The 21,278-nt window shown below is 65.3% G+C and carries 21 protein-coding genes; 14 read left to right on the top strand and 7 right to left on the bottom strand.

Translation table 11 applies throughout. The features are described 5' to 3' along the window. Positions 1–40: 40 nt before the first annotated feature. The 4 genes from KHO22_RS03695 to KHO22_RS03680 all read left to right on the top strand — a co-directional run bounded on the left by KHO22_RS03695 (position 41) and on the right by KHO22_RS03680 (position 3,777). A complete protein-coding gene (locus KHO22_RS03695) occupies positions 41–1,321 on the top strand; it encodes a glutamate-5-semialdehyde dehydrogenase (RefSeq protein WP_211945746.1) in 1,281 nt (426 codons plus the stop codon). 64 nt (positions 1,322–1,385) lie between these two features. Then, the gene (locus tag KHO22_RS03690; RefSeq protein WP_211945745.1) at positions 1,386–1,808 is read left to right on the top strand and encodes a CopD family protein; all 423 of its coding nucleotides are present in this window, start codon (positions 1,386–1,388) and stop codon (positions 1,806–1,808) included. A 37-nt stretch (positions 1,809–1,845) separates the two neighbouring features. Next, positions 1,846–2,451 (top strand): 2-hydroxychromene-2-carboxylate isomerase, encoded by a 606-nt coding sequence (locus KHO22_RS03685; protein ID WP_211945744.1) that lies wholly within the window; start codon positions 1,846–1,848, stop codon positions 2,449–2,451. Between the two features lie 72 nt (positions 2,452–2,523). Then, the gene (locus KHO22_RS03680; protein ID WP_211945743.1) at positions 2,524–3,777 is read left to right on the top strand and encodes a THUMP domain-containing class I SAM-dependent RNA methyltransferase; all 1,254 of its coding nucleotides are present in this window, start codon (positions 2,524–2,526) and stop codon (positions 3,775–3,777) included. A 35-nt stretch (positions 3,778–3,812) separates the two neighbouring features. Here the strand turns inward: KHO22_RS03680 and KHO22_RS03675 are convergent, their stop codons facing one another. From KHO22_RS03675 to KHO22_RS03650, 6 genes are all read right to left on the bottom strand, one after another. Continuing rightward, on the bottom strand, positions 3,813–4,859 hold the full coding sequence (locus tag KHO22_RS03675; protein WP_211945742.1) for a response regulator: 1,047 nt from the start codon (positions 4,857–4,859) through the stop codon (positions 3,813–3,815). Between the two features lie 94 nt (positions 4,860–4,953). Further along, on the bottom strand, positions 4,954–6,426 hold the full coding sequence (locus tag KHO22_RS03670) for an NAD(P)(+) transhydrogenase (Re/Si-specific) subunit beta (protein WP_211945741.1): 1,473 nt from the start codon (positions 6,424–6,426) through the stop codon (positions 4,954–4,956). After that, a complete protein-coding gene (locus KHO22_RS03665; protein WP_211945740.1) occupies positions 6,426–6,749 on the bottom strand; it encodes an NAD(P) transhydrogenase subunit alpha part 2 in 324 nt (107 codons plus the stop codon). Before KHO22_RS03665 ends, KHO22_RS03670 begins: the two co-directional genes overlap by 1 nt. 85 nt (positions 6,750–6,834) lie before the next feature. After that, positions 6,835–7,968 carry an HAD family hydrolase gene (locus KHO22_RS03660; protein ID WP_211945739.1) on the bottom strand — a complete coding sequence of 378 codons (1,134 nt, stop codon included), beginning with the start codon at positions 7,966–7,968 and terminating at the stop codon, positions 6,835–6,837. 4 nt (positions 7,969–7,972) lie between these two features. Next, a complete protein-coding gene (gene panD, locus KHO22_RS03655; RefSeq protein ID WP_211945738.1) occupies positions 7,973–8,335 on the bottom strand; it encodes an aspartate 1-decarboxylase in 363 nt (120 codons plus the stop codon). Positions 8,336–8,395: 60 nt separating this feature from the next. Further along, positions 8,396–9,517, bottom strand: coding sequence for a Re/Si-specific NAD(P)(+) transhydrogenase subunit alpha (locus tag KHO22_RS03650; RefSeq protein ID WP_211945737.1), 1,122 nt, complete (start codon positions 9,515–9,517; stop codon positions 8,396–8,398). Between the two features lie 244 nt (positions 9,518–9,761). Here KHO22_RS03650 and KHO22_RS03645 point away from each other — a divergent pair, with 244 nt between their 5' ends. Further along, entirely contained in the window at positions 9,762–10,253 is a 492-nt protein-coding gene (locus tag KHO22_RS03645) for an NUDIX hydrolase (protein WP_211945736.1), read from the top strand. Then, positions 10,250–11,338 carry a tRNA 2-thiouridine(34) synthase MnmA gene (mnmA, locus tag KHO22_RS03640; protein WP_211945735.1) on the top strand — a complete coding sequence of 363 codons (1,089 nt, stop codon included), beginning with the start codon at positions 10,250–10,252 and terminating at the stop codon, positions 11,336–11,338. The genes KHO22_RS03645 and mnmA overlap by 4 nt, the downstream gene beginning before the upstream one ends. A gap of 76 nt (positions 11,339–11,414) precedes the next feature. Here mnmA and KHO22_RS03635 read toward each other — a convergent pair whose 3' ends face one another. Beyond that, positions 11,415–12,029: a glutathione S-transferase family protein gene (locus KHO22_RS03635; protein ID WP_211945734.1), complete on the bottom strand. Its 615-nt coding sequence runs from the start codon at positions 12,027–12,029 to the stop codon at positions 11,415–11,417. A gap of 383 nt (positions 12,030–12,412) precedes the next feature. Here KHO22_RS03635 and purB point away from each other — a divergent pair, with 383 nt between their 5' ends. The 8 genes from purB to KHO22_RS03595 all read left to right on the top strand — a co-directional run bounded on the left by purB (position 12,413) and on the right by KHO22_RS03595 (position 21,208). Then, positions 12,413–13,789: an adenylosuccinate lyase gene (purB, locus tag KHO22_RS03630; RefSeq protein WP_211945733.1), complete on the top strand. Its 1,377-nt coding sequence runs from the start codon at positions 12,413–12,415 to the stop codon at positions 13,787–13,789. Between the two features lie 255 nt (positions 13,790–14,044). Then, the gene (locus tag KHO22_RS03625; protein ID WP_211945732.1) at positions 14,045–14,596 is read left to right on the top strand and encodes a cytochrome b; all 552 of its coding nucleotides are present in this window, start codon (positions 14,045–14,047) and stop codon (positions 14,594–14,596) included. A 101-nt stretch (positions 14,597–14,697) separates the two neighbouring features. Continuing rightward, entirely contained in the window at positions 14,698–15,270 is a 573-nt protein-coding gene (locus KHO22_RS03620) for a YceI family protein (RefSeq protein ID WP_211945731.1), read from the top strand. Positions 15,271–15,355: 85 nt separating this feature from the next. Further along, positions 15,356–15,946, top strand: coding sequence for a YceI family protein (locus KHO22_RS03615; protein WP_211945730.1), 591 nt, complete (start codon positions 15,356–15,358; stop codon positions 15,944–15,946). 373 nt (positions 15,947–16,319) lie between these two features. Next, complete coding sequence (locus tag KHO22_RS03610) at positions 16,320–17,723, top strand: class I SAM-dependent methyltransferase (RefSeq protein ID WP_211945729.1); 1,404 nt, start codon at positions 16,320–16,322, stop codon at positions 17,721–17,723. Positions 17,724–17,725: 2 nt separating this feature from the next. Then, entirely contained in the window at positions 17,726–19,063 is a 1,338-nt protein-coding gene (locus KHO22_RS03605) for a sensor histidine kinase (protein ID WP_211945728.1), read from the top strand. Positions 19,064–19,070: 7 nt separating this feature from the next. Then, the gene (locus KHO22_RS03600; protein ID WP_211945727.1) at positions 19,071–20,204 is read left to right on the top strand and encodes a hybrid sensor histidine kinase/response regulator; all 1,134 of its coding nucleotides are present in this window, start codon (positions 19,071–19,073) and stop codon (positions 20,202–20,204) included. Further along, positions 20,201–21,208, top strand: coding sequence for a response regulator (locus KHO22_RS03595; RefSeq protein WP_211945726.1), 1,008 nt, complete (start codon positions 20,201–20,203; stop codon positions 21,206–21,208). The genes KHO22_RS03600 and KHO22_RS03595 overlap by 4 nt, the downstream gene beginning before the upstream one ends. The last annotated feature ends 70 nt before the right edge of the window (positions 21,209–21,278 follow it).

Here is a 21,278-nt window from a genome sequence, read left to right as displayed (position 1 = left end):
AGAAACATTCTCAGACGGCCGTCGTCTGAAGGCCACGAACATGACCGAGCTCGACCTCAACCAATACATGGACCGCGTCGGCCGCCAGGCACGCGCGGCATCGCGCGCGATGGCGCGTGCCTCCACCGCCGACAAGAACCGCGCGCTGCTGACCATCGCCGCGGCGATCCGTCGTGACGCCGACAAGCTCAAGGCCGTCAATGCGCGCGATCTCGAGCGCGCCCGCGCCAACGGCCAGGACGCCGCCTTCATCGACCGCCTGACGCTGTCGGACAAGGCCATCAAGACGATGGCCGAGGGCCTGGAGCAGATCGCCGCGCTCGCCGACCCGATCGGCGAGATCTCGAACATGAAGTTCCGCCCGACCGGCATCCAGGTCGGTCAGATGCGCGTGCCGCTCGGCGTGATCGGCATCATCTACGAGTCGCGCCCCAACGTGACCATCGACGCGGCGGCGCTGTGCCTGAAGTCGGGCAATGCCACGATCCTGCGCGGCGGCTCGGAAGCGATCGAATCCAACACCGCGCTGGCCGCGCTGGTGGCCGAAGGCCTGGCCAGCGCCGGCCTGCCGCCCGAGGCCGTGCAGGTCATCGAGACGACGGACCGCGCCGCGGTCGGGCGCCTGATCACGATGACCGAATATGTCGACGTGATCGTCCCGCGCGGCGGCAAGAGCCTGATCGCGCGGCTGATGGAAGAAGCGCGCGTGCCGATGATCAAGCACCTGGACGGCATCTGCCACGTGTTCATCGACGCCGACGCCGACCTCGACAAGGCCGTGCGTGTCTGCGACAACGCCAAGACCCAGCGCTACGCCCCGTGCAACACCATGGAAACGCTGCTGGTGTCGCAGGACATTGCCGCGCGCGCGCTGCCGCCGCTGTGCCGCATCTACCAGGAGAAGGGCGTCGAGCTGCGCGTCTGCCCGGCTACCCGTGCCACGCTGGAGGCCGCGGGCTTCAGTGGACTGGTCGATGCCACCGAGGACGACTGGCGCCTGGAATACCTGGCCCCGATCCTCGCCATCAAGACCGTGCCCGGGCTGGACGAGGCCGTCGCGCATATCAACGAATACGGTTCGCACCATACCGATTCGATCATCACCGAGAACTACTCGACCGGCATGCGTTTCATCCGCGAGGTCGATTCGGCCAGCGTGATGATCAATGCGTCGACGCGCTTTGCCGATGGCTTTGAATATGGCCTGGGGGCGGAGATCGGTATCTCCAATGACAAGCTGCACGCGCGCGGCCCGGTCGGGCTGGAAGGGCTGACGTCGCTGAAGTACGTGGTGTTCGGCCACGGCGAGATCCGCACCTGAGAACCGGCGCGGCATGCCATGCCCGCCGCCAAGAACAACAACTGCTGCTGCAACGTTTCACGGAATGCTCTGGGTCAAAGCGCTTCATATCGTCTTTGTCGTGTCCTGGTTTGCCGGCCTGTTCTACCTGCCGCGCATCTTCGTCAACCTGGCCATGGAGACCGAGCCCGCCGGCACGCAGCGTCTGCTGCTGATGGCGCGCAAGCTGTACCGCTTCATGACCATGCTGGCCGTGCCGGCGGTGGTGTTCGGGCTGTGGCTGTATCTCGGTTACGGCATCGGCCGCGGTCCGGGGCAGGGCTGGATGCATGCCAAGCTGGCGCTGGTGGTGGTGCTGATCGGCTACCACCACGGCTGTGGCAGGCTGCTGAAGAAGTTCGAGGCGGGCGGCAACACCCGCTCGCATACCTTCTACCGCTGGTTCAACGAACTGCCCGTTCTGGTATTGCTGGCGGTGGTGATCCTGGTGGTGGTCAAGCCGTTCTGAAACCCGGTCCGTCGCGACTCTCCCAATCGAGCGAAAGATGAGCAAGCAGGTCGATTACTATTTCTCGCCGCAGTCTCCGTACGTCTACCTCGGGCATGAGCGCTTTGCCGCCATCGCGGCCAGCCACGGCGCCCAGGTCAACCTGAAGCCGTGCGATCTCGGCAAGGTGTTCTCGGTGTCCGGCGGCCTGCCGCTCGCGCAGCGCCCGCCGCAGCGCCAGGCGTACCGGCTGGTCGAGCTGGTCCGCTGGAGCGAGTTCCTGGGCAAGCCGCTGAATGTGCAGCCGACGTATTTCCCGGTGTCCGGCGACCCGGCCAGCAAGCTGATCATCGCGACCCAGCTGGCACATGGCACCGCGCGCGCCATGGAGCTCCTCGGCGCCATTGGCACGGCGCTCTGGGCCCAGCAACGCAATATCGCGGATGCCGCCACGCTCGCGCAGCTGGCCGACGAGGCGGGCCTCGACGGCGCCAGCCTGCTCAAGGCCAGCGAGGCGCAGGCCGTGCTGGCCGCCTACGCGCAGAACACCCAGGACGCGATCTCGGCAGGCGTGTTCGGCGCCCCGTGGTACGTCTATGACGGCCAGCCCTACTGGGGCCAGGACCGGCTCGACTTCCTCGACCGCGCACTGGCGGCTGGTTGAACCGTCGCCTAGGCTAATCTGATCTTACCGTCCGCCACGGCGGACGTTTTTGTTTGCAGGAAACCTGAATCCATGACCCAAGCTTTCTTTGCTCCCTGCCCGCGCGGCCTCGAGGGCGCGCTGGCCGAAGAACTGCGCGAGATCGCCGCGCGGCCCGGAATGGCGTCGCTGGCTCCGTTCGAGGTGCATCGCGAGGTGCCGGGCGGCGTCAGCTTTTCGGGCGAATTGGCGGCCGCATACGCCGTCAACCTGCATTCGCGCATAGCCAGCCGCGTCCTGATGCGCGTGGCCGCGCGCGGCTACCGGCACGAGGATGATATCTATGCACTGGTGCGCAGCCAGCGCTGGGAGCAGTGGTTCTCGCCCGACGAGTCGATCCGCGTGGACCTGACCTCCACCAAGTCGCCGCTGCGCAGCCTGAATTTCACGGCGCTGCGCATCAAGGACGGCGTTTGCGATGGCATGCGCGAGCGACTGGGCGCGCGGCCCAGCGTGGATACCGTCAGCCCGGATGTGCGCATCTATGCCCACCTGACCGAGCACGACTGCACGCTGTATCTCGATACCACCGGCGAGCCGCTGTTCAAGCGCGGCTGGCGCATGGAGAAAGGCGAGGCCCCGCTGAAGGAGAACCTGGCGGCGGGCATCCTGCGCCTGGCGGGCTGGGTGCGGGGCCAGACCAGCCGGCCGTTCTATGACCCGATGTGCGGCAGCGGCACGTTCCTGATCGAAGCCGCGCAAGTGGCGCTCGATATCGCGCCGGGCGGCAGCCGCAGCTTTGCCTTCGAATGGCTCAAGGGTGCGGACACCAAGGCCTGGCAGAAGCTCAAGGCGGACGCCCAGCGCGCGCGCATGCTGGCTTCGACCGATGGACTGCAGATTGCCGGGTCGGACATCTCCACCGACATGCTGGCCATGGCGCACGCCAACTGGACGCGTGCCGGCCTGCACGACGAAGCCCGTACCAAGCAGGTGGATGCGCGCTTCGCGCAGCCGCCGTTCGCCGAGCCTGGCCTGCTGCTGATGAACCCGCCGTACGGCGAGCGGATCGTGGTGCGCGGCGAGCGCCGCATGGCCCAGGACGAAATGCCGCGCGACGAGGCCGAGGAGGCCGCCGCCAACCAGTTCGCCAGCGCCTTCGCCACCACGCTCAAGCAGAACTTCGCGGGCTGGCAGGCCTGGGTCTTTACCGGGGATCTGTCGCTGCCGAAGCGCCTGCGGCTCAAGGAGTCGCGGCGCACGCCGCTCTACAACGGCAATATCGAGTGCCGCCTGTTCCGCTTCGACATGGTGCGGGGCGGCAACCGCGGGCCGCAGCCGGCCTGAGTGGCCTGAAGGGCGGCGTGGCGGCCGCCTGAACGTCAGGGGCGCTTGCGGCCCGTGAGCGTGTCGGGATTGCGCGCGAAGTCGGCCAGGAAGGCTTGCTGGCTGACCACGGGCTCCTGCAGCAGGTGACGCGGCAGGTCGAACAGGGCGTAGACATATTCCTCGCGCCCCTCGCAGCGTTCGGCCGGCAGGCAATATTGCTCCCAGTCGACGCAGGCCGGCGTGTACATGCCGTTGCCAGGCCAGAAGAAGGGCACCAGGCGGCCTTCGCGCAGGCCTTCGATCAGCGCCGCCGGCGCGTCATAGGCCTCGGCCGATTCGACCTGGCTCATCAGCCCGGCGCGGGTTTCGATCACCATCAGCGTGGCATGGCCCTGCGCCGTCAGCATCAGGATGCCGACCGGATTGGGGTACAGGTAGTACTCGACAAAGCCATAGCGCGCGGTGATCTGCCGCACGCGCTCGGTCATGGCCGGATCCGACAGGAACGAGTACGAATGCCGCGTCAGCAGCTCGCGCAAGGTGCGCGACAGCGTGGCGAAGTACTGCTGCTGCAGGGCAGTGATTTCCTGGTCCAGGCGCTCGACCATATTGGCTTCGTGCTTTTTCACGTAGCGATCGATCAGGCCATGGTTGAAGCCCTGCACGGCAATGCTTTCGTCAGCGGTGCCGGTCAGCAGGATGGTCTTGCATGGCAGGTCCTGCAGCGCCTGGCAGAATTCCAGCCCATCCATCTGGGGCATCGAATAATCCACCACGATCACGCCCGGCTGCAGGAAGCGGTTGACGTCGTGGATCTGGCGGTGGATGCGGTCGATGTCGAGCTGCACCGTACGCCGCTCGGTAAGGAAGGTCAGGTCGTCGTGTGTGACCCGCACGGGCAGGAAGGCGGGAAAGCGGGTGGCGTAGGCGTCGCGGATCCACTGCAGCGCTTCGCGCGGGTCGGTGAACGTGACCACCGCGCGCGAGGCGTCCATCTGGAATGCCAGGCTGTCGATGAACGACTTGCTGTCATCGACCAGGACGGTCAGGATCGGGTGATGGAAAACCGACAGGTTCCTGTCGTGCGGGTTGAAGGTCATGGTGCGTTCGGGCCATGCAGCAACGCTGGGAATTCAGCGCAGGCCAGTATAACGCGCTGCCGCCCTGGCGGGCGGCAGCGTGGCTGACCATGCACTAGTGCACGGCCTTCAGCATGTCCTCGACCACCTTCTTGGCGTCGCCAAACACCATCATGGTCTTGTCCATGTAGAACAGCTCGTTGTCCAGGCCGGCATAGCCGGACGCCATCGAGCGCTTGTTGACGATGATGGACTTGGCCTTGTACGCCTCCAGGATCGGCATGCCGGCGATGGGCGAGTTCGGATCGGTCTTGGCCGCCGGGTTCACCACGTCGTTGGCGCCCAGCACCAGCACCACGTCGGCCTGGCCGAACTCGCTGTTGATGTCCTCCATCTCGAAGACCTGGTCGTAGGGCACCTCGGCCTCGGCCAGCAGCACGTTCATGTGGCCCGGCATGCGGCCCGCCACCGGGTGGATCGCGTACTTCACGGTCACACCCTTTTCGGCCAGCAGTTCGGTCAGTTCCTTCAGGGCATGCTGGGCGCGCGCCACCGCCAGGCCATAGCCCGGCACGATGATGACGGTCTCGGCATTGCCCATCAGGAAGGCCGCATCGTCGGCAGAGCCCGACTTGACCGGGCGCTGCTGCTGGTCGCCCGCCGCCGCCGCGCCCGTCGCACCGCCGAAGCCACCCAGGATCACGTTGAAGAACGAGCGGTTCATCGCCTTGCACATGATGTACGAGAGGATGGCACCGGACGAACCCACCAGCGAGCCGGCGATGATCAGCATCGGGTTGTTCAGCGAGAAGCCGATGCCCGCTGCCGCCCAGCCCGAGTACGAGTTCAGCATCGACACCACCACCGGCATGTCGGCACCGCCGATCGGGATGATGATCAGCACGCCGAGCACGAAGGCGATGGCCAGCATCACCAGGAACGGCAGCCAGTCCTGCGTCATGAAGAACGCGATGCCGAAGCCGAGCATGGCGACTGCCAGCGCCAGGTTCAGCATGTGCTGGCCGGGGAACACCACCGGCGCACCCTGGAACAGCCGGAACTTGAAGCGCCCGGCCAGCTTGCCGAAGGCAATCACCGAACCGGAGAAGGTGATGGCGCCGACGAAGCAGCCGATGAACAACTCGACCCGGTTGCCCGTGGGGATGTCATGCGAACCCGCCGCCGCGATGCCGAAGGCCGAGGGTTCCGCCACGGCGGCCACGGCGATGAACACCGCGGCCAGACCGATCAGCGAGTGCATCGCCGCCACCAGCTCCGGCATCTTGGTCATCTCGACCTTCTTCGCCACGTAGGCGCCGATGCCGCCGCCCACCACCAGCGCGCCGAAGATCAGCGCCAGGCCCGAACCAACCGAGGACTGCGCCGTACCGGCCGCGAGGAACTCGTTCTTGAGCTTGACGATCAGCACCAGCGTGGTGACCACCGCAATGGCCATGCCGATCATGCCGAAGGCATTGCCCTTGCGGGCCGAAGCCGGGTGGGAGAGCCCCTTGAGCGCCTGGATGAAGCAGACCGAGGCGACCAGGTAGAGCAGGGTGACAAGGTTCATGCTGACGAGTTCGATCATCACGCACCCCCCTTGGCGCCGGCCTTGGCCTTGGGCTCTTTCTTCTTGAACATCTCCAGCATGCGCTGGGTCACCAGGAAGCCGCCGAACACGTTGACGGCAGCCAGGGCCACGGCCAGCGTGCCCATGATGCGGCCCGTGGCGCCCTCGGTGAGGCCGGCCGCCAGCATGGCGCCGACGATGATGATGGCCGAGATTGCATTGGTCACGGCCATCAGCGGGGTGTGCAGCGCGGGCGTTACCGTCCACACCACGTGGTATCCCACGTAGATCGCCAGCACAAAGATGATCAGGTTGATCACCGTGTGGTTCACCATCTCCATCGACTTCTCCTCCCTTGTATTGAATCCTGGATGCCGCTTGCGTTGTCTGTATTGGAATGCGAACGACCGGGATGCCGCGGGCCCGTTAAGGCGCCTGCGCCCGCACCGGTGCCAGCGTTGCCGCCGCCGCGCCCGGGGCCGGGAACACACGGGCCCAGTCGCGCTTCATGCTCACCACGGTCCAGCCGCGCTCCGAGGCCGCGTGCAGCGACCCGCCGTCGTTTTCCGAATATGCCGATTCGCGCTCTGCGTCGTCATGGTTGACCAGCAGCTGGAACGACGGTCCCTTGCGCCCCTGCGAATACGACAGCATGGCGATATCGCCCTTGCCGCCGACATTGCCCGCCGCGAACACCGGCCGCTTGCCGATCTGCAGTGCAATGTTGACCGGCTTCATCTGCTTGTCGTTGAAGCTTTCGATCTTCGGCTCGCGCCAGATTTCGTTGTCGCGGCCGTGCTCGCGGAACTGTGCGGCAAGCCGGGAGCCGATCACCTGTTGCGGGGGAATGCCGTAGAAGGACTGGGACACGACGCGCATGAAGTCCGTCGTGCCGCCCGAGCAGATCCAGGTCTGGTAGCCATGGGTGCGCAGCAGTGCCAGCAGCTCCAGCATCGGCTGGTAGGTGCTTTCGCGCAGCGAAGCCCTGGATTTCGGATGGCGCGCGTTGGCGACATAGCGCCGCGCGTCTTCCTGGAACGTGTCGAGAGAAGTGTTGCCGTAAATCTCGTTGAGCAGGCGCACGGCGCCTGCCTCCCCGGTCGATTTGAAATAGGCCGCGGGGTCGGCCAGGAATTCCTTGTAGGGCGAACGACTGGCGAGTGCCGGTTCGGCCCGCGCGCGCTCCTGCGCACGGTTGACCACGAACAGCAGCTCCACCACCGGGTCTTCGCGCCACAGCGTGCCGTCGTTGTCGAATACGGCGATGCGGTCTTCGGGCGCGACGAATTCAGGGCTGCCCGGCGTGGTGGTCTTGCTGACGAAATTCAGGATGGACTGCTTGGCCGCCCCGTCGCGCCACGCGGGCAACGGGTCGAGCAGCCTGGGGCCGCTGGTGGCGGCAGCGCTTGCAGCACTGGACGAACTGCCGCCGCCCGATGTACCGCACGCCGCGCATAATGCCAGCAGGCCGATGCCGGCCGCCTGCGCGAACCGCATGCCAAGGCGGGCACGCCACGGTGCCGCCTTCGCTACGGAATTCCGACACAGGCTGGCCGTCATGCGCTTACACCTTCTTGATTTCCTTGATGCCGTTCTTCTCGTCGACCAGGATGATCTTCGGCTTGTACGTGGCGATCTGCTCTTCGCTCATCGGCGCGTAGGTGCAGATGATCAGATGGTCGCCGATGTGCGCGCGGCGCGCGGCGGCGCCGTTGAGCGAGATCTCGCCGCTGCCACGCTGGCCCTTGATGATGTAGGTGGAGAAGCGCTCGCCGTTCTGCACGTTGTACAGGTCGATCTTCTCGAACTCCTTCATGTCGGCAGCTTCGAGCAGGTCCTCGTCGATGCCGCACGAACCCTCATAGTTGAGGTCCGCCTGCGTCACGGTGACGCGGTGGAGCTTGGCGCGGAGCATGATGCGTTGCATGGGTGATACGTCCTTATATTGATGCGGAATGCAGCCGGCGCCCGCGGGCGCCGGGAAGACTCACGCCGCCTTGCGCACGACTTCGCCGCCGTTGCACATCAAGCAGGCCGCGACGATGTCGTCTTCGAGGTTCAGCGTGAACTGGCCTTCCTTGTCGATGACCAGCTTGAGGAAGTCCAGCACGTTGCGGGCATAGAGCGCCGAGGCGTCGGCCGCGACCATGCTGGCGAGATTGGTGTGTCCAATCAGGGTGACGCCATGGCGTTCGACCACTTCGTCGGCCACGGTCAGCGGGCAGTTGCCGCCTTGCGCGGCGGCCAGGTCGACCACCACCGAGCCCGGCTTCATCTGCTGCACGGTCGCTTCCTGCAGCAGCACGGGTGCCTTGCGGCCCGGGATCAGCGCGGTGGTGATGATGATGTCGGCCTGCCTGGCGCGCTCGTGCACCAGTTCGGCCTGGCGGCGCATCCAGTCCGGCGGCATCGGCCGGGCATAGCCGCCCACGCCCTGTGCGATTTCGCGCTCTTCGTCGGTGATGAACGGGACGTCCAGGAACTTGGCGCCGAGCGATTCGATCTGCTCCTTCACGGCCGGGCGCACGTCCGAGGCCTCGATCACCGCGCCCAGGCGCTTGGCCGTGGCGATGGCCTGCAGGCCCGCCACGCCGGCGCCGAGGATCAGCACGCGTGCCGCCTTGACGGTGCCCGCGGCGGTCATCAGCATCGGCATGAAGCGCTGGTAGTGGTGGGCCGCGACCAGCACGGCCTTGTAGCCGGCGATATTGGCCTGCGAGGAGAGCACGTCCATGCTCTGCGCGCGCGTGGTACGCGGCGCGGCTTCGAGCGCGAAGGCCGTGATCGACGCCGCTGCCATGCGCGCATTGTTCTCGACATCGAACGGATTGAGCATGCCCACCAGCACCGAGCCCGGCTTCATCTGGGCCAGCTCTGCGGCTTCCGGCGCGCGCACCTTCAGCACCAGGTCGGCGCCGAGCGCCTCGGCGGCGCTGCCGATGGTGGCGCCGACGGCCTCGTAGGCGCTGTCGGGCTGGCTGGCCCGTACCCCGGCACCCGCCTGCACCACGACCTTGTGGCCTTGTGCGACATACTTCTTGACGGTTTCAGGGGTGGCGGCGACACGAGTCTCGCCGGCCCGCGTCTCCTGCGGGATGCCGATGTACATCGTCAATTTCTCCTTTTGCTGGCGTCATATCTGATGGGCGAGCCGACGTCTGGCCCGTTGCGCGCCAGGGTTGTTGACACCCGCAGCGCACAAATTTTCACGCAGCTTACAGGAATCTGACGATTGTTGGTGACTGATCGGTCGGGTTTTGGCAGGGCGCCACGTGATGGCCGGAGCGCTCCCGCCGCGCTGCACAATGCCGGCGCAACCGGTAAAATGCCGAATTGCCTAAAAAATGTGCATCATGCCACGTGACTGGAATGCCAGCGTGACGGTTGCCGCGGTCATCGAGCGCGGCGGACGGTTCCTGCTGGTGGAAGAAGAAACCCGTGACGGCCTGCGGCTGAACCAGCCGGCGGGCCACCTGGATCCGGGCGAAAGCCTGATCCGCGCCGTCATCCGCGAAACGCTGGAAGAGACCGCGCACACCTTCGAGCCGCGCGCGTTGCTGGGCTGCTACATGGGCCGGGCGCTGTCGTCGCGCACCGGCACGGACGTGACCTATGTGCGCTTTGCCTTTACCGGCGACCTCGGCTCGCTCGACACGGGCCGTCAGCTCGATACCGGCATCGTGCGCACGGTGTGGATGAGCGCCGACGAGATTCGCGCCTGCCCCGAGCGCCACCGCACGCCGCTGGTGCTGGCCTGCGTCGACGACTATCTGGCCGGCAAGCGCTTTGCGCTTGACGCGCTCTACACGCACCCGTCCGTGCTGGCCACCGGAGACGCATCGTGAGCGGCAAGCGGGTCGTGGTCGGCATGTCGGGCGGGGTCGATTCGTCGGTCACCGCGTGGCTGCTCAAGCAGCAGGGCTATGAGGTCATCGGCCTGTTCATGAAGAACTGGGAGGACGATGACGACAGCGAATACTGCTCCACGCGGCAGGACTGGCTTGACGTGGTGTCCGTGGCCGACCTGATCGGCGTGGATGTCGAGGCGGTGAACTTCGCCGCCGAGTACAAAGACCGCGTGTTCGCCGATTTCCTGCGCGAGTATTCCGCTGGCCGCACGCCGAACCCCGATGTGCTGTGCAATGCGGAGATCAAGTTCAAGGCCTTTCTCGACCACGCCATGTCGCTGGGCGCCGAGACCATCGCCACCGGCCACTATGCGCGCGTGCGGCAGAATGCGGCCGGCCGTTTCGAGTTGCTCAAGGCGGTGGACCACACCAAGGACCAGAGCTACTTCCTGCATCGCCTGAACCAGGCGCAGCTCTCGCGCACGCTGTTCCCGCTGGGCGAGATGCCGAAGACCCGCGTGCGCGAGATCGCCGCCGAGATCGGCCTGCCGAACGCGAAGAAGAAGGACTCGACCGGCATCTGCTTTATCGGCGAGCGGCCATTCCGCGATTTCCTGAACCGCTACCTGCCAACCAGGCCGGGTCCGATGAAGACGCCCGACGGCAGGGTGGTCGGCGAGCATATCGGGCTGGCCTTCTACACGCTCGGGCAGCGCAAGGGCATCGGCCTGGGCGGCAGCCGCGACGGCAACGGCGACGCGTGGTACGTGGCGCGCAAGGACATGGCGGGCAATACGCTGTACGTCGTGCAGGGCCACGATCATCCGTGGCTGCTCACGCCCACGCTGGTCGCCGCCGACCTGTCCTGGGTGGCGGGCGAGCCGCCCGCGGCCGGGGCCGCCATGGCGGCGAAGACACGCTATCGCCAGAGCGATGCGCCGTGCGTGGTCAGTGCGGCCGATGGCGACACGCTCAGGCTGGCGTTTGCCGAAGCGCAGTGGGCTGTCACGCCGGGCCAGTCGGCGGTGCTGTACGAGGGCGATGTCTGCCTTGGCGGCGGCATCATCCAGTCGGCGCAGTAAGCGGGCGCAGTAAGCGGGCGCAGTAAGCGCGGCCGGAAAAAAACGCCCACGCGGGCGTTTTTTTCAGAGGCCGGGTTCAGGCCGCCGGTGGTTCCGTGTCGATGAACGACTGGCGCTTGGCGAGCTTCTCGTGGTACGCCGCCAGGTTCGGATGGCGCTCGCGCCAGTTGATGTCAGGGAAGCGGAAGTCCAGGTAGGACAGCGCACAGCCCACGGCCACGTCGGCCAGCGAATAGTGGTTGCCGCTGCACCACGGGCGATCCGCCAGGCCGTTCGACATGGCGGCCAGGGCGGCGTTGATCTTGCCGAGCTGGCGCTGCACCCAGCGCTCGCTGCGCTCGTGCGGTTCGCGCTGGGTGTTTTCCAGGCGCGCCAGCAGCGCGGCATCGAGCAGGCCATCGGCCAGCGCTTCCCAGCAACGCACTTCCAGGCGTTCGCGGCCGCCTTGCGGAATCAGGCGGCTGACCGGCGTGAGCGTGTCGACGTATTCGACAATCACGCGCGAGTCGTAGATCGAGCTGCCATCCTCCATGACCAGGCAAGGCACCTTGCCGAGCGGATTGTATTGGCCGATCACCGTATCGGGCGACCAGACGTTCTCTTCGATCAACTGGTAGTCGATCTTTTTTTCCGCCATCACCACGCGCACCTTGCGCGCGTAGGGACTGGTATGGGATGCGAACAGCTTCATTTTCTCCCCTCGAGCTTGTTATGAAGTGCATCGACGCTCGGCGGCAAGCGGCGCAGGAGCCCTTTGGCTTCAACGCTTGCCCGATGCACTTCATAACAGGCTAGTGGAACGGCGAGCGCGAGTATACCCGCGCCGCATGACGAATGAGGCCTCCCCCACGGATGTCCGATGGCCGCGCTGGAGCGTTGCCCCGCGACTGCGGCATGGGTGGTAAAATCGCCCGTTGCGCGGCGCCGGCCTGTCAGCGCCGTCAACCGCAGGACGCACGCGGTGCGGCGCATCGGCCGCTTGCCGCTTGCCAGTTGCCCGCGGGGCGCCCCCCACGCATGGCGCGCGCCTGCGATTCCATCCCGTACTCCCCCTCATTTTCCCCGGTTGCCAGCATGTCCACCTCTTCGCTTTCGCCGCTCACCGCCCTGTCCCCCATCGATGGCCGCTATGCCTCCAAGGCCGATGCGCTGCGCGAATGGCTGTCCGAAGCGGCCTTCATGCGCAACCGCGTCAAGGTCGAAGTGCACTGGCTGATCGCGCTGGCCCAGGCCGGACTGCCCGACATGCCGAAGTTCTCGGCGGCCTCCGAAGCCGCGCTGCTGGCGCTGGTCGACAAGTTCTCCGAAGCCGACGCGGCCCGCATCAAGGAGATCGAGGCCGTCACCAATCACGACGTCAAGGCGGTCGAGTACTGGCTCAAGGAGCAGGTCAAGGGCAACGCCGAGCTGGAAGCGGCCAGCGAATTCATCCACTTCGCCTGCACGTCGGAAGACATCAACAACACCTCGCACGGCATGATGCTCAAGGGCGCCCGTGAAGGCGTGGTGGTGCCGGCGCTCAAGCGCCTGCAGGCACGCCTGGTGGAACTGGCCAAGGCCAACGCGACCCAGCCGATGCTGTCGCGCACCCACGGCCAGCCGGCCAGCCCGACCACGCTCGGCAAGGAAATGGCCAATGTGGCTGCGCGCCTGGCGCGCGCCATCGAGCGCATCGAGCGCGTGGAGCTGCTCGGCAAGATGAACGGCGCCGTGGGCAACTACAACGCGCACCTGTCGGCGTATCCGACGTTCGACTGGGAAGCGTTCTCGAAGCAGGTCATCGAAACCCGCCTGGGCCTGGCCTTCAATCCGTACACCATCCAGATCGAACCGCACGACTACATGGCCGAGCTGTTCGACGCCGTGGCGCGCGCCAACACCATCCTGCTGGACCTGAACCGCGACATCTGGGGCTATATCTCGGTGGGCTACTTCAAGCAGAAGACCAAGGCCGGCGAGATCGGCTCGTCGACCATGCCGCACAAGGTCAACCCGATCGACTTCGAGAACTCGGAAGGCAACCTGGGCCTGGCCAACGCGGTGCTGCGCCACCTGTCGGAGAAGCTGCCGGTGTCGCGCTGGCAGCGTGACCTGACCGATTCGACCGTGCTGCGCAATATCGGCGTCGCCTTCGGCTACAGCCTGCTGGCCTACGAGGCCTGCCTGCGCGGCCTGGGCAAGCTGGAAACCAACCCCGAACGCCTGAACGAAGACCTCGACAACTGCTGGGAAGTGCTGGCCGAGCCGGTGCAGACCGTCATGCGCCGCTTCGGCGTGCCCAACCCGTACGAGCAGCTCAAGGAGCTGACCCGCGGTAAGGGCATCTCGCGCGAGGCGCTGCAGACGTTCATCACCGGCCTGGCCATTCCGCAGGACGCCAAGGACCTGCTGCTGGCCATGACGCCGGCCAGCTACATCGGCAAGGCCGTCGTACTGGCCGAGCGGATCTGACGCGCTCCTGCCTTCGCGCAACGCAAAAAAGCCACCCGATCGGGTGGCTTTTTTGCTTGATTCGGTATGAAGGGGCGGTGCGAACCGTGCGACAGAATGCCACTTCAAATCATTTGAATAACTTAATTAAGGACTGTCCTGCACCCACGCACATTCCGCCGCAATAATGCGAGAATCTGAAGCGCGGGGCCAGATTCCCCGTTGCAGACTTGCCCAAAGATTGTGAAACGCCCGCGACACGGGCTGAGGAAATTGATGCGTTCGAACGCCACTGCTACCGGCTACGGTGCCACGGCCATCTCCCTGCACTGGATCATTGCCCTGCTGATCTTCGCCGCCTTCGGGCTCGGCCTGTACATGACCGGCATCCCGGGGCTGACGCCGACCAAGCTCAAGCTGTTCTCGTGGCACAAATGGCTTGGTGTGACCGTGTTCATGATCGCCGTGCTGCGCGTGCTCTGGCGCGCCACGCATGCCGCGCCGCCGGTCGCGCCAGGCACGCCGGCATGGCAGGCCAGGGCCGCCGCGGGCGCGCACCACCTGCTCTATGTGCTGATCATCGTGGTTCCGGTCACGGGTTACCTGTACAGCCTGGCCGCGGGCGTGCCCGTGGTCTACCTGGGCCTGTGGAAGATGCCGGTGCTGATCGAGGCCAATGAAGAACTCAAGGCGGTCTTCAAGGTCGCACATGTCGCGCTGAACTACCTGATGGCGGGCGTGGTGGCGGTGCATGCGGCCGCTGCCATCAAGCACCAGGTCGTCGACCGCGACGGCACGCTTGGCCGCATGCTGCCGTTCCTGCGCTAGGCCACGCGTCCGGAGGCTGGTCGCTCCGGTAGCTTTTTCGGGAAGTCCCTTTTCGGTTCCGATGCGCGGCGCAGGGCGCCGCCCACTGACAGGAGTCATTGATGAAACGCATTCCCCGCCCCGGTTCGCTGCTGCTGGCTGCCGTGCTGGCCACCACCGGCGTTGCCGCCAACCTTGCCTGGGCGCAGATCGACACCGCCAAGAGCTCGGTGACCGCCGTGGCGCGCCAGATCGGCGTGCCCATGGAGGGCAAGTTCAAGAAGTTTGACGCGAACGTCGACTTCGATCCGGCCAAGCTCGCGACGTCGTCGGCCAAGGTCGAGATCGACGTGTCGAGCTTCGAGATCGCCGACGCCGAAACCACCAAGGAAGTGAAGGGCAAGGACTGGTTCGATGCGGCGAAGTATCCGAAGGCCGTGTTCCAGTCCACCAGCATCAAGAACGGCACGCCGGGCAAGTACGAGGTGTCCGGCAAGCTGACCATCAAGGGCAAGACCCAGGACATCGTCATCCCGGCCACGTATCGCCAGGACGGCGCTGCCCAGGTGTTCGAAGGCGTACTGCCGATCAAGCGCACGGCCTTCAATATCGGCGACGGCGAATGGAAGGATACTTCCGTGGTCGCCGACGACGTGCAGATCAAGTTCCGTATCGTGACGGCGGCAAAGAAGTGAAACCCGGCGGCGCCGGGCTTCACGTACTGAAAAGCTGCTGCCATTTCCGTTGATGTTCCTCTCCAACCTTTTGTCGGGAGATCCCATGAAACTGCGTACCCTCATGACCGCCGTGGCGGCCGTTGCTGCAACCGCCGCCTTTGGCGTGGCTTCGGCCAACACCGTCACCTATAACCTCGATCCGACCCATACCTACCCGAGCTTCGAGGCCGACCACCTCGGCGGCCTGTCGACCTGGCGCGGCAAGTTCGAGAAGTCCAGCGGCGTTGTCACGCTGGACCGCGTCGCCAAGAACGGCACGGTGGACGTGAAGATCGATCCGGCGTCGATCGACTTCGGCAATTCCAAGCTGAACCAGCATGCCAAGAGCCCCGACATGTTCGATGTCGAAGCCTTCCCGGAAGCCAGCTACAAGGGCAAGTTCAGCAAGTTCAAGGGCGACATCCCGACCGAAGTGGAGGGCGTGCTGACCCTGCACGGCGTGTCCAAGCCGGTGAAGCTGGAAATCCGCGACTTCAAGTGCATCCAGCATCCGATGCTCAAGCGCGAAGCCTGCGGCGCCGACGCGATCGGCCAGTTCAACCGCGCCGACTTCGGCCTCGATTACGGCGTGAAGATGGGCTTCAACCCCCAAGTCAAGCTGGCGATCCAGGTCGAAGGCATCCGCGCGGAGTGATACCGAGGGCTGCAGCCCTGTTGCGAGAAGGCCGGCCTTGCCGGCCTTTTTTGTTTTCCGCGTGGTGCCCGTTATGCCTTGGGGGACGTTTCATGCACTCGGTTGTATGGGCCGCTGTTGCCACAGTACAATGACCCGCAGCAAATTGTCTTGAATCAGATTCTCTCCCAGATCCAGGCAGGAAACCGGGGCGCCTGCCCCCGGGGCCCAAGCCTCCAACAGGCATTCGCGCACCCGACATGAGCATTCGCTGTACATTCCCATACCGGTAGCCGTCTCCGCGACCCTGTTGCCCCTCCTGTGCTGTACCTGGCCATCCGGTCCGTCCGGCCGTATGGCCTCCAGCTTTTCTCGGATTTCCCTGGCGCAAACCGTGTATTCCAAAACGCAAATCGATCCGGTAGTGAGCTTCCGCAACTCGCAGGGCGAGCAGGTGCGGGGCACCATCATCAATCTCCAGAGAAAGTCGCTGGTGATGGAGATCTACAATCCGTATTCGATCGTGCAGGTCAGCGAGGTGCTCAGCGAGCTCAGTGTCCGCATGGGGGCAAAGAACGCCTACCTTGGCAAGGCCGTGGTCATGAGCCTGGTGAATACCGGCCTGACCGCGGTGGTGTCGTTGACGCTGATCGACGAATGGCTGGAACTGAGCAACCTGGACAATGAGCCGAATTCGGTCTCGCGCGAGTCACGGCAGTTCGTGCATGACTGGGATGAGCGCTTCAATATCCGGCGCGACTACCAGATCGTCGTCAATGAAATGCGCGCGTTTCTGTCGGAGGTTTCGCGCTGGGTGGAGCAGGTTGACATGACCAGCGCGTTGCCCAAGGATGGCGACACGCTGCGCATGGACATATTCGAAGAGCTGGCCACGCCGATCGCTCTGAAGATACGTCACTATTCCGCGTTGCTCGACGGCGAAGCCGCGAATGTGCCGGCAGAGCATACCGTGATGCACCGCACCTTTACGCAGGCAGCGCTGCATCCCTTGCTGCTGCGCTCGCCGTTCGTGTACCGTACCTACACCAAGCCGCTTGGCTATGCAGGCGACTATGAAATGGTGAACCAGATCCTCTCGGATCCGCGCGAGGGCCCGAGCACCTATTTCCAGATCGTCAACGCGACTTTCCTGCAATCGGCGGTAGCCGCAGCCCACCGCAACCGCATTGACCTGCTGGTTGATTTCCTGGTGCGTGCGGCTGAGCAGGCCCGGGCCGCAGGCAGACCGTTCCGGTTGCTCAATGTGGGCTGCGGGCCCGCGGTCGAGATCAATCGCTTCATTGCCGAATACCCGGAACCGCAGTGGTTGTCGTTCCAATTGCTCGACTTCAGCCAGGAAACGCTGGACTACACCCGAGCGCGCATCGAGGAAAGCTGCCGGCAGGCAGGTGCGAAGGTCCAGGTGGAGTATGTCCATCACTCGGTGCACGAACTGCTCAAGCGACGCATTGAGGTGGACCCGTCGCTGCGCGAGTTTGACGGAGTCTATTGCGCCGGACTGTTCGACTACCTGTCGGATCGCGTCTGCGCTCGCCTGCTGAGTTATTTCTCGTCGCGCACCCATCCCGAGGGCCGCATCCTGGCCACCAACGTCCACGTCAACAATCCGGAACGGTACAGCATGGAACATATGCTGGAGTGGTACCTGATCTATCGCGACGAGGCCGGCATGCAGGCGCTGCTGCCGACCAATACGCGTGAAGGCCGCACCTATTTCGATTCGACCGGCGTCAACGTGTTCCTGGAAGCAGTCGTGACCGACCCGGCCAAGGCTTGACCATGCTGAAGCGGACCGCAAGCCACTATTCCCGGTATGAGGCCGAGCTGGGCGAGTTCCGCTTGCTTTCGAGCAGGGCAGGCGCACTGACAGCCATTGTGCTTGTGATGGCCGGCGTCGGGCTCGATTACGGAATCTATCCCGGCCACCAGTTGCAGTTCTTCGTGGCACGCCTGCTGGTCTCGGTGTTGATCGGGCTGATATTCCTGCTGCTTGTGAATCAGGCCGGCCGGCGCTTTGTCCTGCCGCTTACGCTAGCCTGGCTGTTGCTGCCGCAGATAATGATCGCCTGGATGATTGCCATCACCGACGGCGCCTCATCCATTTACTACGCGGGTCTGAACCTTGTCATCTTCGCGGTCGGCATCGCGATGCCCATGGGCCTGTGGCAGACGGTCGGCTTCGGCGCAGTCACCTACCTGCTGTACGTCATTGCCTGCCTGGCCCACCCCGAAGGCCTGGCCCAGCACGACCATTTCATCGTCAATTCGTTGTTCATCGTGTTCTCGATTGCGGCCAGCGCTGTTTACACGTTCATGAATGAACGCGGGCACTTCCACCTGATCCGGCTCAAGGAGGAAGTGGCGAGGAAGAACGAGGAACTGGCCGACATCAACCGTCGGCTTGCGGACATCAAGGGCCAGATGCTGCAGCAGGAGAAAATGGCGGCAATCGGCACACTGGCCGCTGGCCTGCTGCACGAGGTCAACAATCCGGTCAACTTCTGCCTGATGGCGATCGAGGTGGCCCTGGAAGAACCGCAGGCCAAGGAGAACCCTTCGCTGGAAGAGTGCCTGGTCGATGCCAAGCAGGGGATGCAGCGCATCCAGCATATCGTGTCGGACCTGAAGACCTTTGCCTACCGCAAGCCTGGCGCGGAGGTCGAGGGCACGCCGTTCCTGTTCGAGAAGGCGCTCGACTCCTCCATCCGCCTCACGGCCCACGAACTGCGCGGCGTCAAGGTGACGCGCGACCTGCCTGATGACACGCTGGTGCTCGGCGACGAAGCCGCCGTCATCGGCGTGCTGATCAACCTGTTCTCCAACGCCGCGCTGGCCATGCGCAAGGCAGGCACGCAGGCGCCGGCCATCCATACCACGATCCGGTGGGTGGAAAGCCGCCTGCATGTGCGTGTCCAGGACAACGGTCCGGGCATTGCATCGGAGAACCTGGCGCGCGTTTTCGAGCCGTTCTTTACGACGCGCGACGTGGGGCAGGGGCTGGGGCTGGGCCTGTCGATCAGCTATGCGGTGATCGAGCGGCACGGCGGCCAGCTGTTCGCCGAGAGCGAATTCGGCAAGTGGGCCGCCTTCAGTTTCGACCTGCCGCGCGCGGAGTGATCTGGCCATGAGCGAAGTCCAGCAGGCACGGCCAACCGTGCTCTACGTCGACGATGAAGACATGGCGCTCAAGTACTTTGCGCGCGCCGTGGGCAACGAGTATGAAGTGCTGACCGCCGCCGGCGCCGACGAGGCGATCGGCATCCTGCGCGGCGCGGGCGCGCGCACGGCCATCCTGGTGACCGACTTCCGCATGCCGGGGCGGGATGGCGGCGACCTGTTGCGCCAGGTGGCTGAGGAATTCCCGCAGGTCGTCCGCATTCTCGTCACGGCCTATGCCGACAAGGACGTGCTGCTGCAGACGGTCAACAGTGGCGAAGTGTTCCGCATCCTGGAAAAGCCGCTGAGCGTCGGCGATGTGCGCAACGTCCTGCGCCTGGCGGTGGAGCGCTCGCGCGAGCGGGCCCTGCGGCAGCAGCGGCTGATGGCGATCGACGAAACGCTGGCCTTCCTGGCCCACGAGCTGAATACGCCGCTGGCGGCCATCGCCAATTTTGCGCGCGGCATCGAAGGCCGCGTCACGGCCGAATACACCGCGCAGCGCCAGGGCGAAATCGGCCAGGCCGCGAGCGCCATGCACGACAACGCCCAGTATTGCCTGGCGGTACTGTCGTCGTTCCTGCAGTCCGTGCGCAGCAGCGCGGGCGGCACGCCGGCGCGGCAGGAGCCGGGCACCGAAGTGAGCGCGGGCGCGCTGGTCGCGTCGCTGCTCGACAGCTATCCCTTCAATGGCGATCAGCGCAACTGGGTCCAGGTGGAGATGCACGGCGATTTCCCCGTGCAGACGCTGCCCAACTGCGTGGCGCTGGTGCTCTCCTCGGTCATGAGCAACGCGCTGCGCGCGCTCGGCGACGTGGGCGCACCGTTGCTGCGCTTTGTCGTGGTGGCGAAGCCGCGGCAGGAGATCCGCATCTGCGACAACGGGCCGGGGATTCCGCCCGAAGTGATGGACCGCCTGCTCGTGGACCCTGTCACCACCCACGCCGGGGCCGGCGGCAGCGGCCTTGGCATGATTTTCTGCAACCGCGTCATGCAGTCGTTTGGCGGCGGCATCCGGATCGCCTCAGCGTCCGGAGCCGGCACGACAGTGACGCTGGACTTCCCAAATTTCAAGAATCGAATGCACAGGAGTGACCGATGAGCGAACCGAATGCCAACCAGGCACCACCCCCGGCGATTCTGTTCGTCGACGACGAAGCGACGGCCGTCAAATACTTCCAGCGCGCGATCGGCGCGCTGGCCCCTGTGGTGACCGCCGGCTCGGTGGAAGAGGGCAAGGCGCTGCTCGAAGCGCACGCCGGCAGCCTCGCGGTGCTGGTGTCCGACCAGCGCATGCCGGGCGAATACGGCAATGAGCTGCTGCGCCATGCGCGCGAACGCTATCCCCATATCGTGCGGATCCTGACCACGGCCTATTCGGAACTGGACCAGACTGTCGAGGCCGTCAACCAGGGGCAGATCCACCGCTACATCAAGAAACCGTGGGACATCACCGCGCTGCGCATGGAACTGAAGCAGGCGCTGGAGATGGCTGGCCTGCGCAAGGAGCGCGACCAGCTCTTGCGCGAGAAGCTGAGCGTGCTGCAGACCCAGACCGTGGCCACGCGCATCGGCATGATCCACGCGCTGTGCGCGAGCCTGATCGGCCCGGGCCGCTTCCAGCCCGTTGAAACGTACCTCGCCGGGACCGAGCTGGCGGGCGCGCGCAATATCGAACCCGACTGGCGGCGCATGGACTATGCCGACCTGGTGGGCGCCGAGAGCGAGCGCAGCGGCACCTTCGGCCATGCCGTGGGTACGCAGCTGGCGGCCTTGCGCACGCGCCATGCCGGGCGCGGCGCCGCCGATGCGCTGCAGGTCGTCGCCGAGGCGCTGGGCGACAGCACCGTGCGCCGCGAAGGCGAGACGGTAGTATGGACCTCGCCGTCCGCGCTCGGCGAATTCCTGGCCAAGCCGGTGGGCGAGGCGGTTTCCGCGCAGCATGCGGCGTGGCTGGCCAGCCTGCTGTGGCTCGAAGAAGCCGGCGGCGCGCTGCAGTTCACGCGCGAAGGCGGCACCATTGCCTGCCGCGCCGGCGCACGCGCGGCCAGCTTTTCGACGGACCGCCTGGCAATCTGGATCGAGCGGTTCTCGGAATCGGCCTGAGCGGCCGCCCTGGCCGGGTAACCCCGGGCAACAAAAAAGCGCACCCAAAGGTGCGCTTTTCTTTGTCCAG

It is taken from the genome of Cupriavidus yeoncheonensis (genome assembly GCF_905397275.1).
Taxonomy (GTDB): domain Bacteria; phylum Pseudomonadota; class Gammaproteobacteria; order Burkholderiales; family Burkholderiaceae; genus Cupriavidus; species Cupriavidus yeoncheonensis.
This window is presented reverse-complemented; position numbering and strand designations above follow the sequence as displayed.

Excerpts from the sequence above, each read along its gene's own strand:
- KHO22_RS03605 (WP_211945728.1), top strand. The coding sequence starts at position 17,726 with ATGCTGAAGCGGACCGCAAGCCACTATTCCCGGTATGAGGCCGAGCTG.
- KHO22_RS03625 (WP_211945732.1), top strand. The coding sequence starts at position 14,045 with ATGCGTTCGAACGCCACTGCTACCGGCTACGGTGCCACGGCCATCTCC.
- KHO22_RS03695 (WP_211945746.1), top strand. The coding sequence starts at position 41 with ATGACCGAGCTCGACCTCAACCAATACATGGACCGCGTCGGCCGCCAG.
- KHO22_RS03600 (WP_211945727.1), top strand. The coding sequence starts at position 19,071 with ATGAGCGAAGTCCAGCAGGCACGGCCAACCGTGCTCTACGTCGACGAT.
- purB (WP_211945733.1), top strand. The coding sequence starts at position 12,413 with ATGTCCACCTCTTCGCTTTCGCCGCTCACCGCCCTGTCCCCCATCGAT.
- KHO22_RS03660 (WP_211945739.1), bottom strand. The coding sequence starts at position 7,968 with ATGACGGCCAGCCTGTGTCGGAATTCCGTAGCGAAGGCGGCACCGTGG.
- KHO22_RS03690 (WP_211945745.1), top strand. The coding sequence starts at position 1,386 with ATGCTCTGGGTCAAAGCGCTTCATATCGTCTTTGTCGTGTCCTGGTTT.
- KHO22_RS03645 (WP_211945736.1), top strand. The coding sequence starts at position 9,762 with ATGCCACGTGACTGGAATGCCAGCGTGACGGTTGCCGCGGTCATCGAG.
- KHO22_RS03635 (WP_211945734.1), bottom strand. The coding sequence starts at position 12,029 with ATGAAGCTGTTCGCATCCCATACCAGTCCCTACGCGCGCAAGGTGCGC.
- KHO22_RS03595 (WP_211945726.1), top strand. The coding sequence starts at position 20,201 with ATGAGCGAACCGAATGCCAACCAGGCACCACCCCCGGCGATTCTGTTC.
- KHO22_RS03620 (WP_211945731.1), top strand. The coding sequence starts at position 14,698 with ATGAAACGCATTCCCCGCCCCGGTTCGCTGCTGCTGGCTGCCGTGCTG.
- KHO22_RS03680 (WP_211945743.1), top strand. The coding sequence starts at position 2,524 with ATGACCCAAGCTTTCTTTGCTCCCTGCCCGCGCGGCCTCGAGGGCGCG.
- KHO22_RS03685 (WP_211945744.1), top strand. The coding sequence starts at position 1,846 with ATGAGCAAGCAGGTCGATTACTATTTCTCGCCGCAGTCTCCGTACGTC.
- KHO22_RS03615 (WP_211945730.1), top strand. The coding sequence starts at position 15,356 with ATGAAACTGCGTACCCTCATGACCGCCGTGGCGGCCGTTGCTGCAACC.
- KHO22_RS03675 (WP_211945742.1), bottom strand. The coding sequence starts at position 4,859 with ATGACCTTCAACCCGCACGACAGGAACCTGTCGGTTTTCCATCACCCG.
- panD (WP_211945738.1), bottom strand. The coding sequence starts at position 8,335 with ATGCAACGCATCATGCTCCGCGCCAAGCTCCACCGCGTCACCGTGACG.
- KHO22_RS03665 (WP_211945740.1), bottom strand. The coding sequence starts at position 6,749 with ATGGAGATGGTGAACCACACGGTGATCAACCTGATCATCTTTGTGCTG.
- KHO22_RS03650 (WP_211945737.1), bottom strand. The coding sequence starts at position 9,517 with ATGTACATCGGCATCCCGCAGGAGACGCGGGCCGGCGAGACTCGTGTC.
- KHO22_RS03670 (WP_211945741.1), bottom strand. The coding sequence starts at position 6,426 with ATGATCGAACTCGTCAGCATGAACCTTGTCACCCTGCTCTACCTGGTC.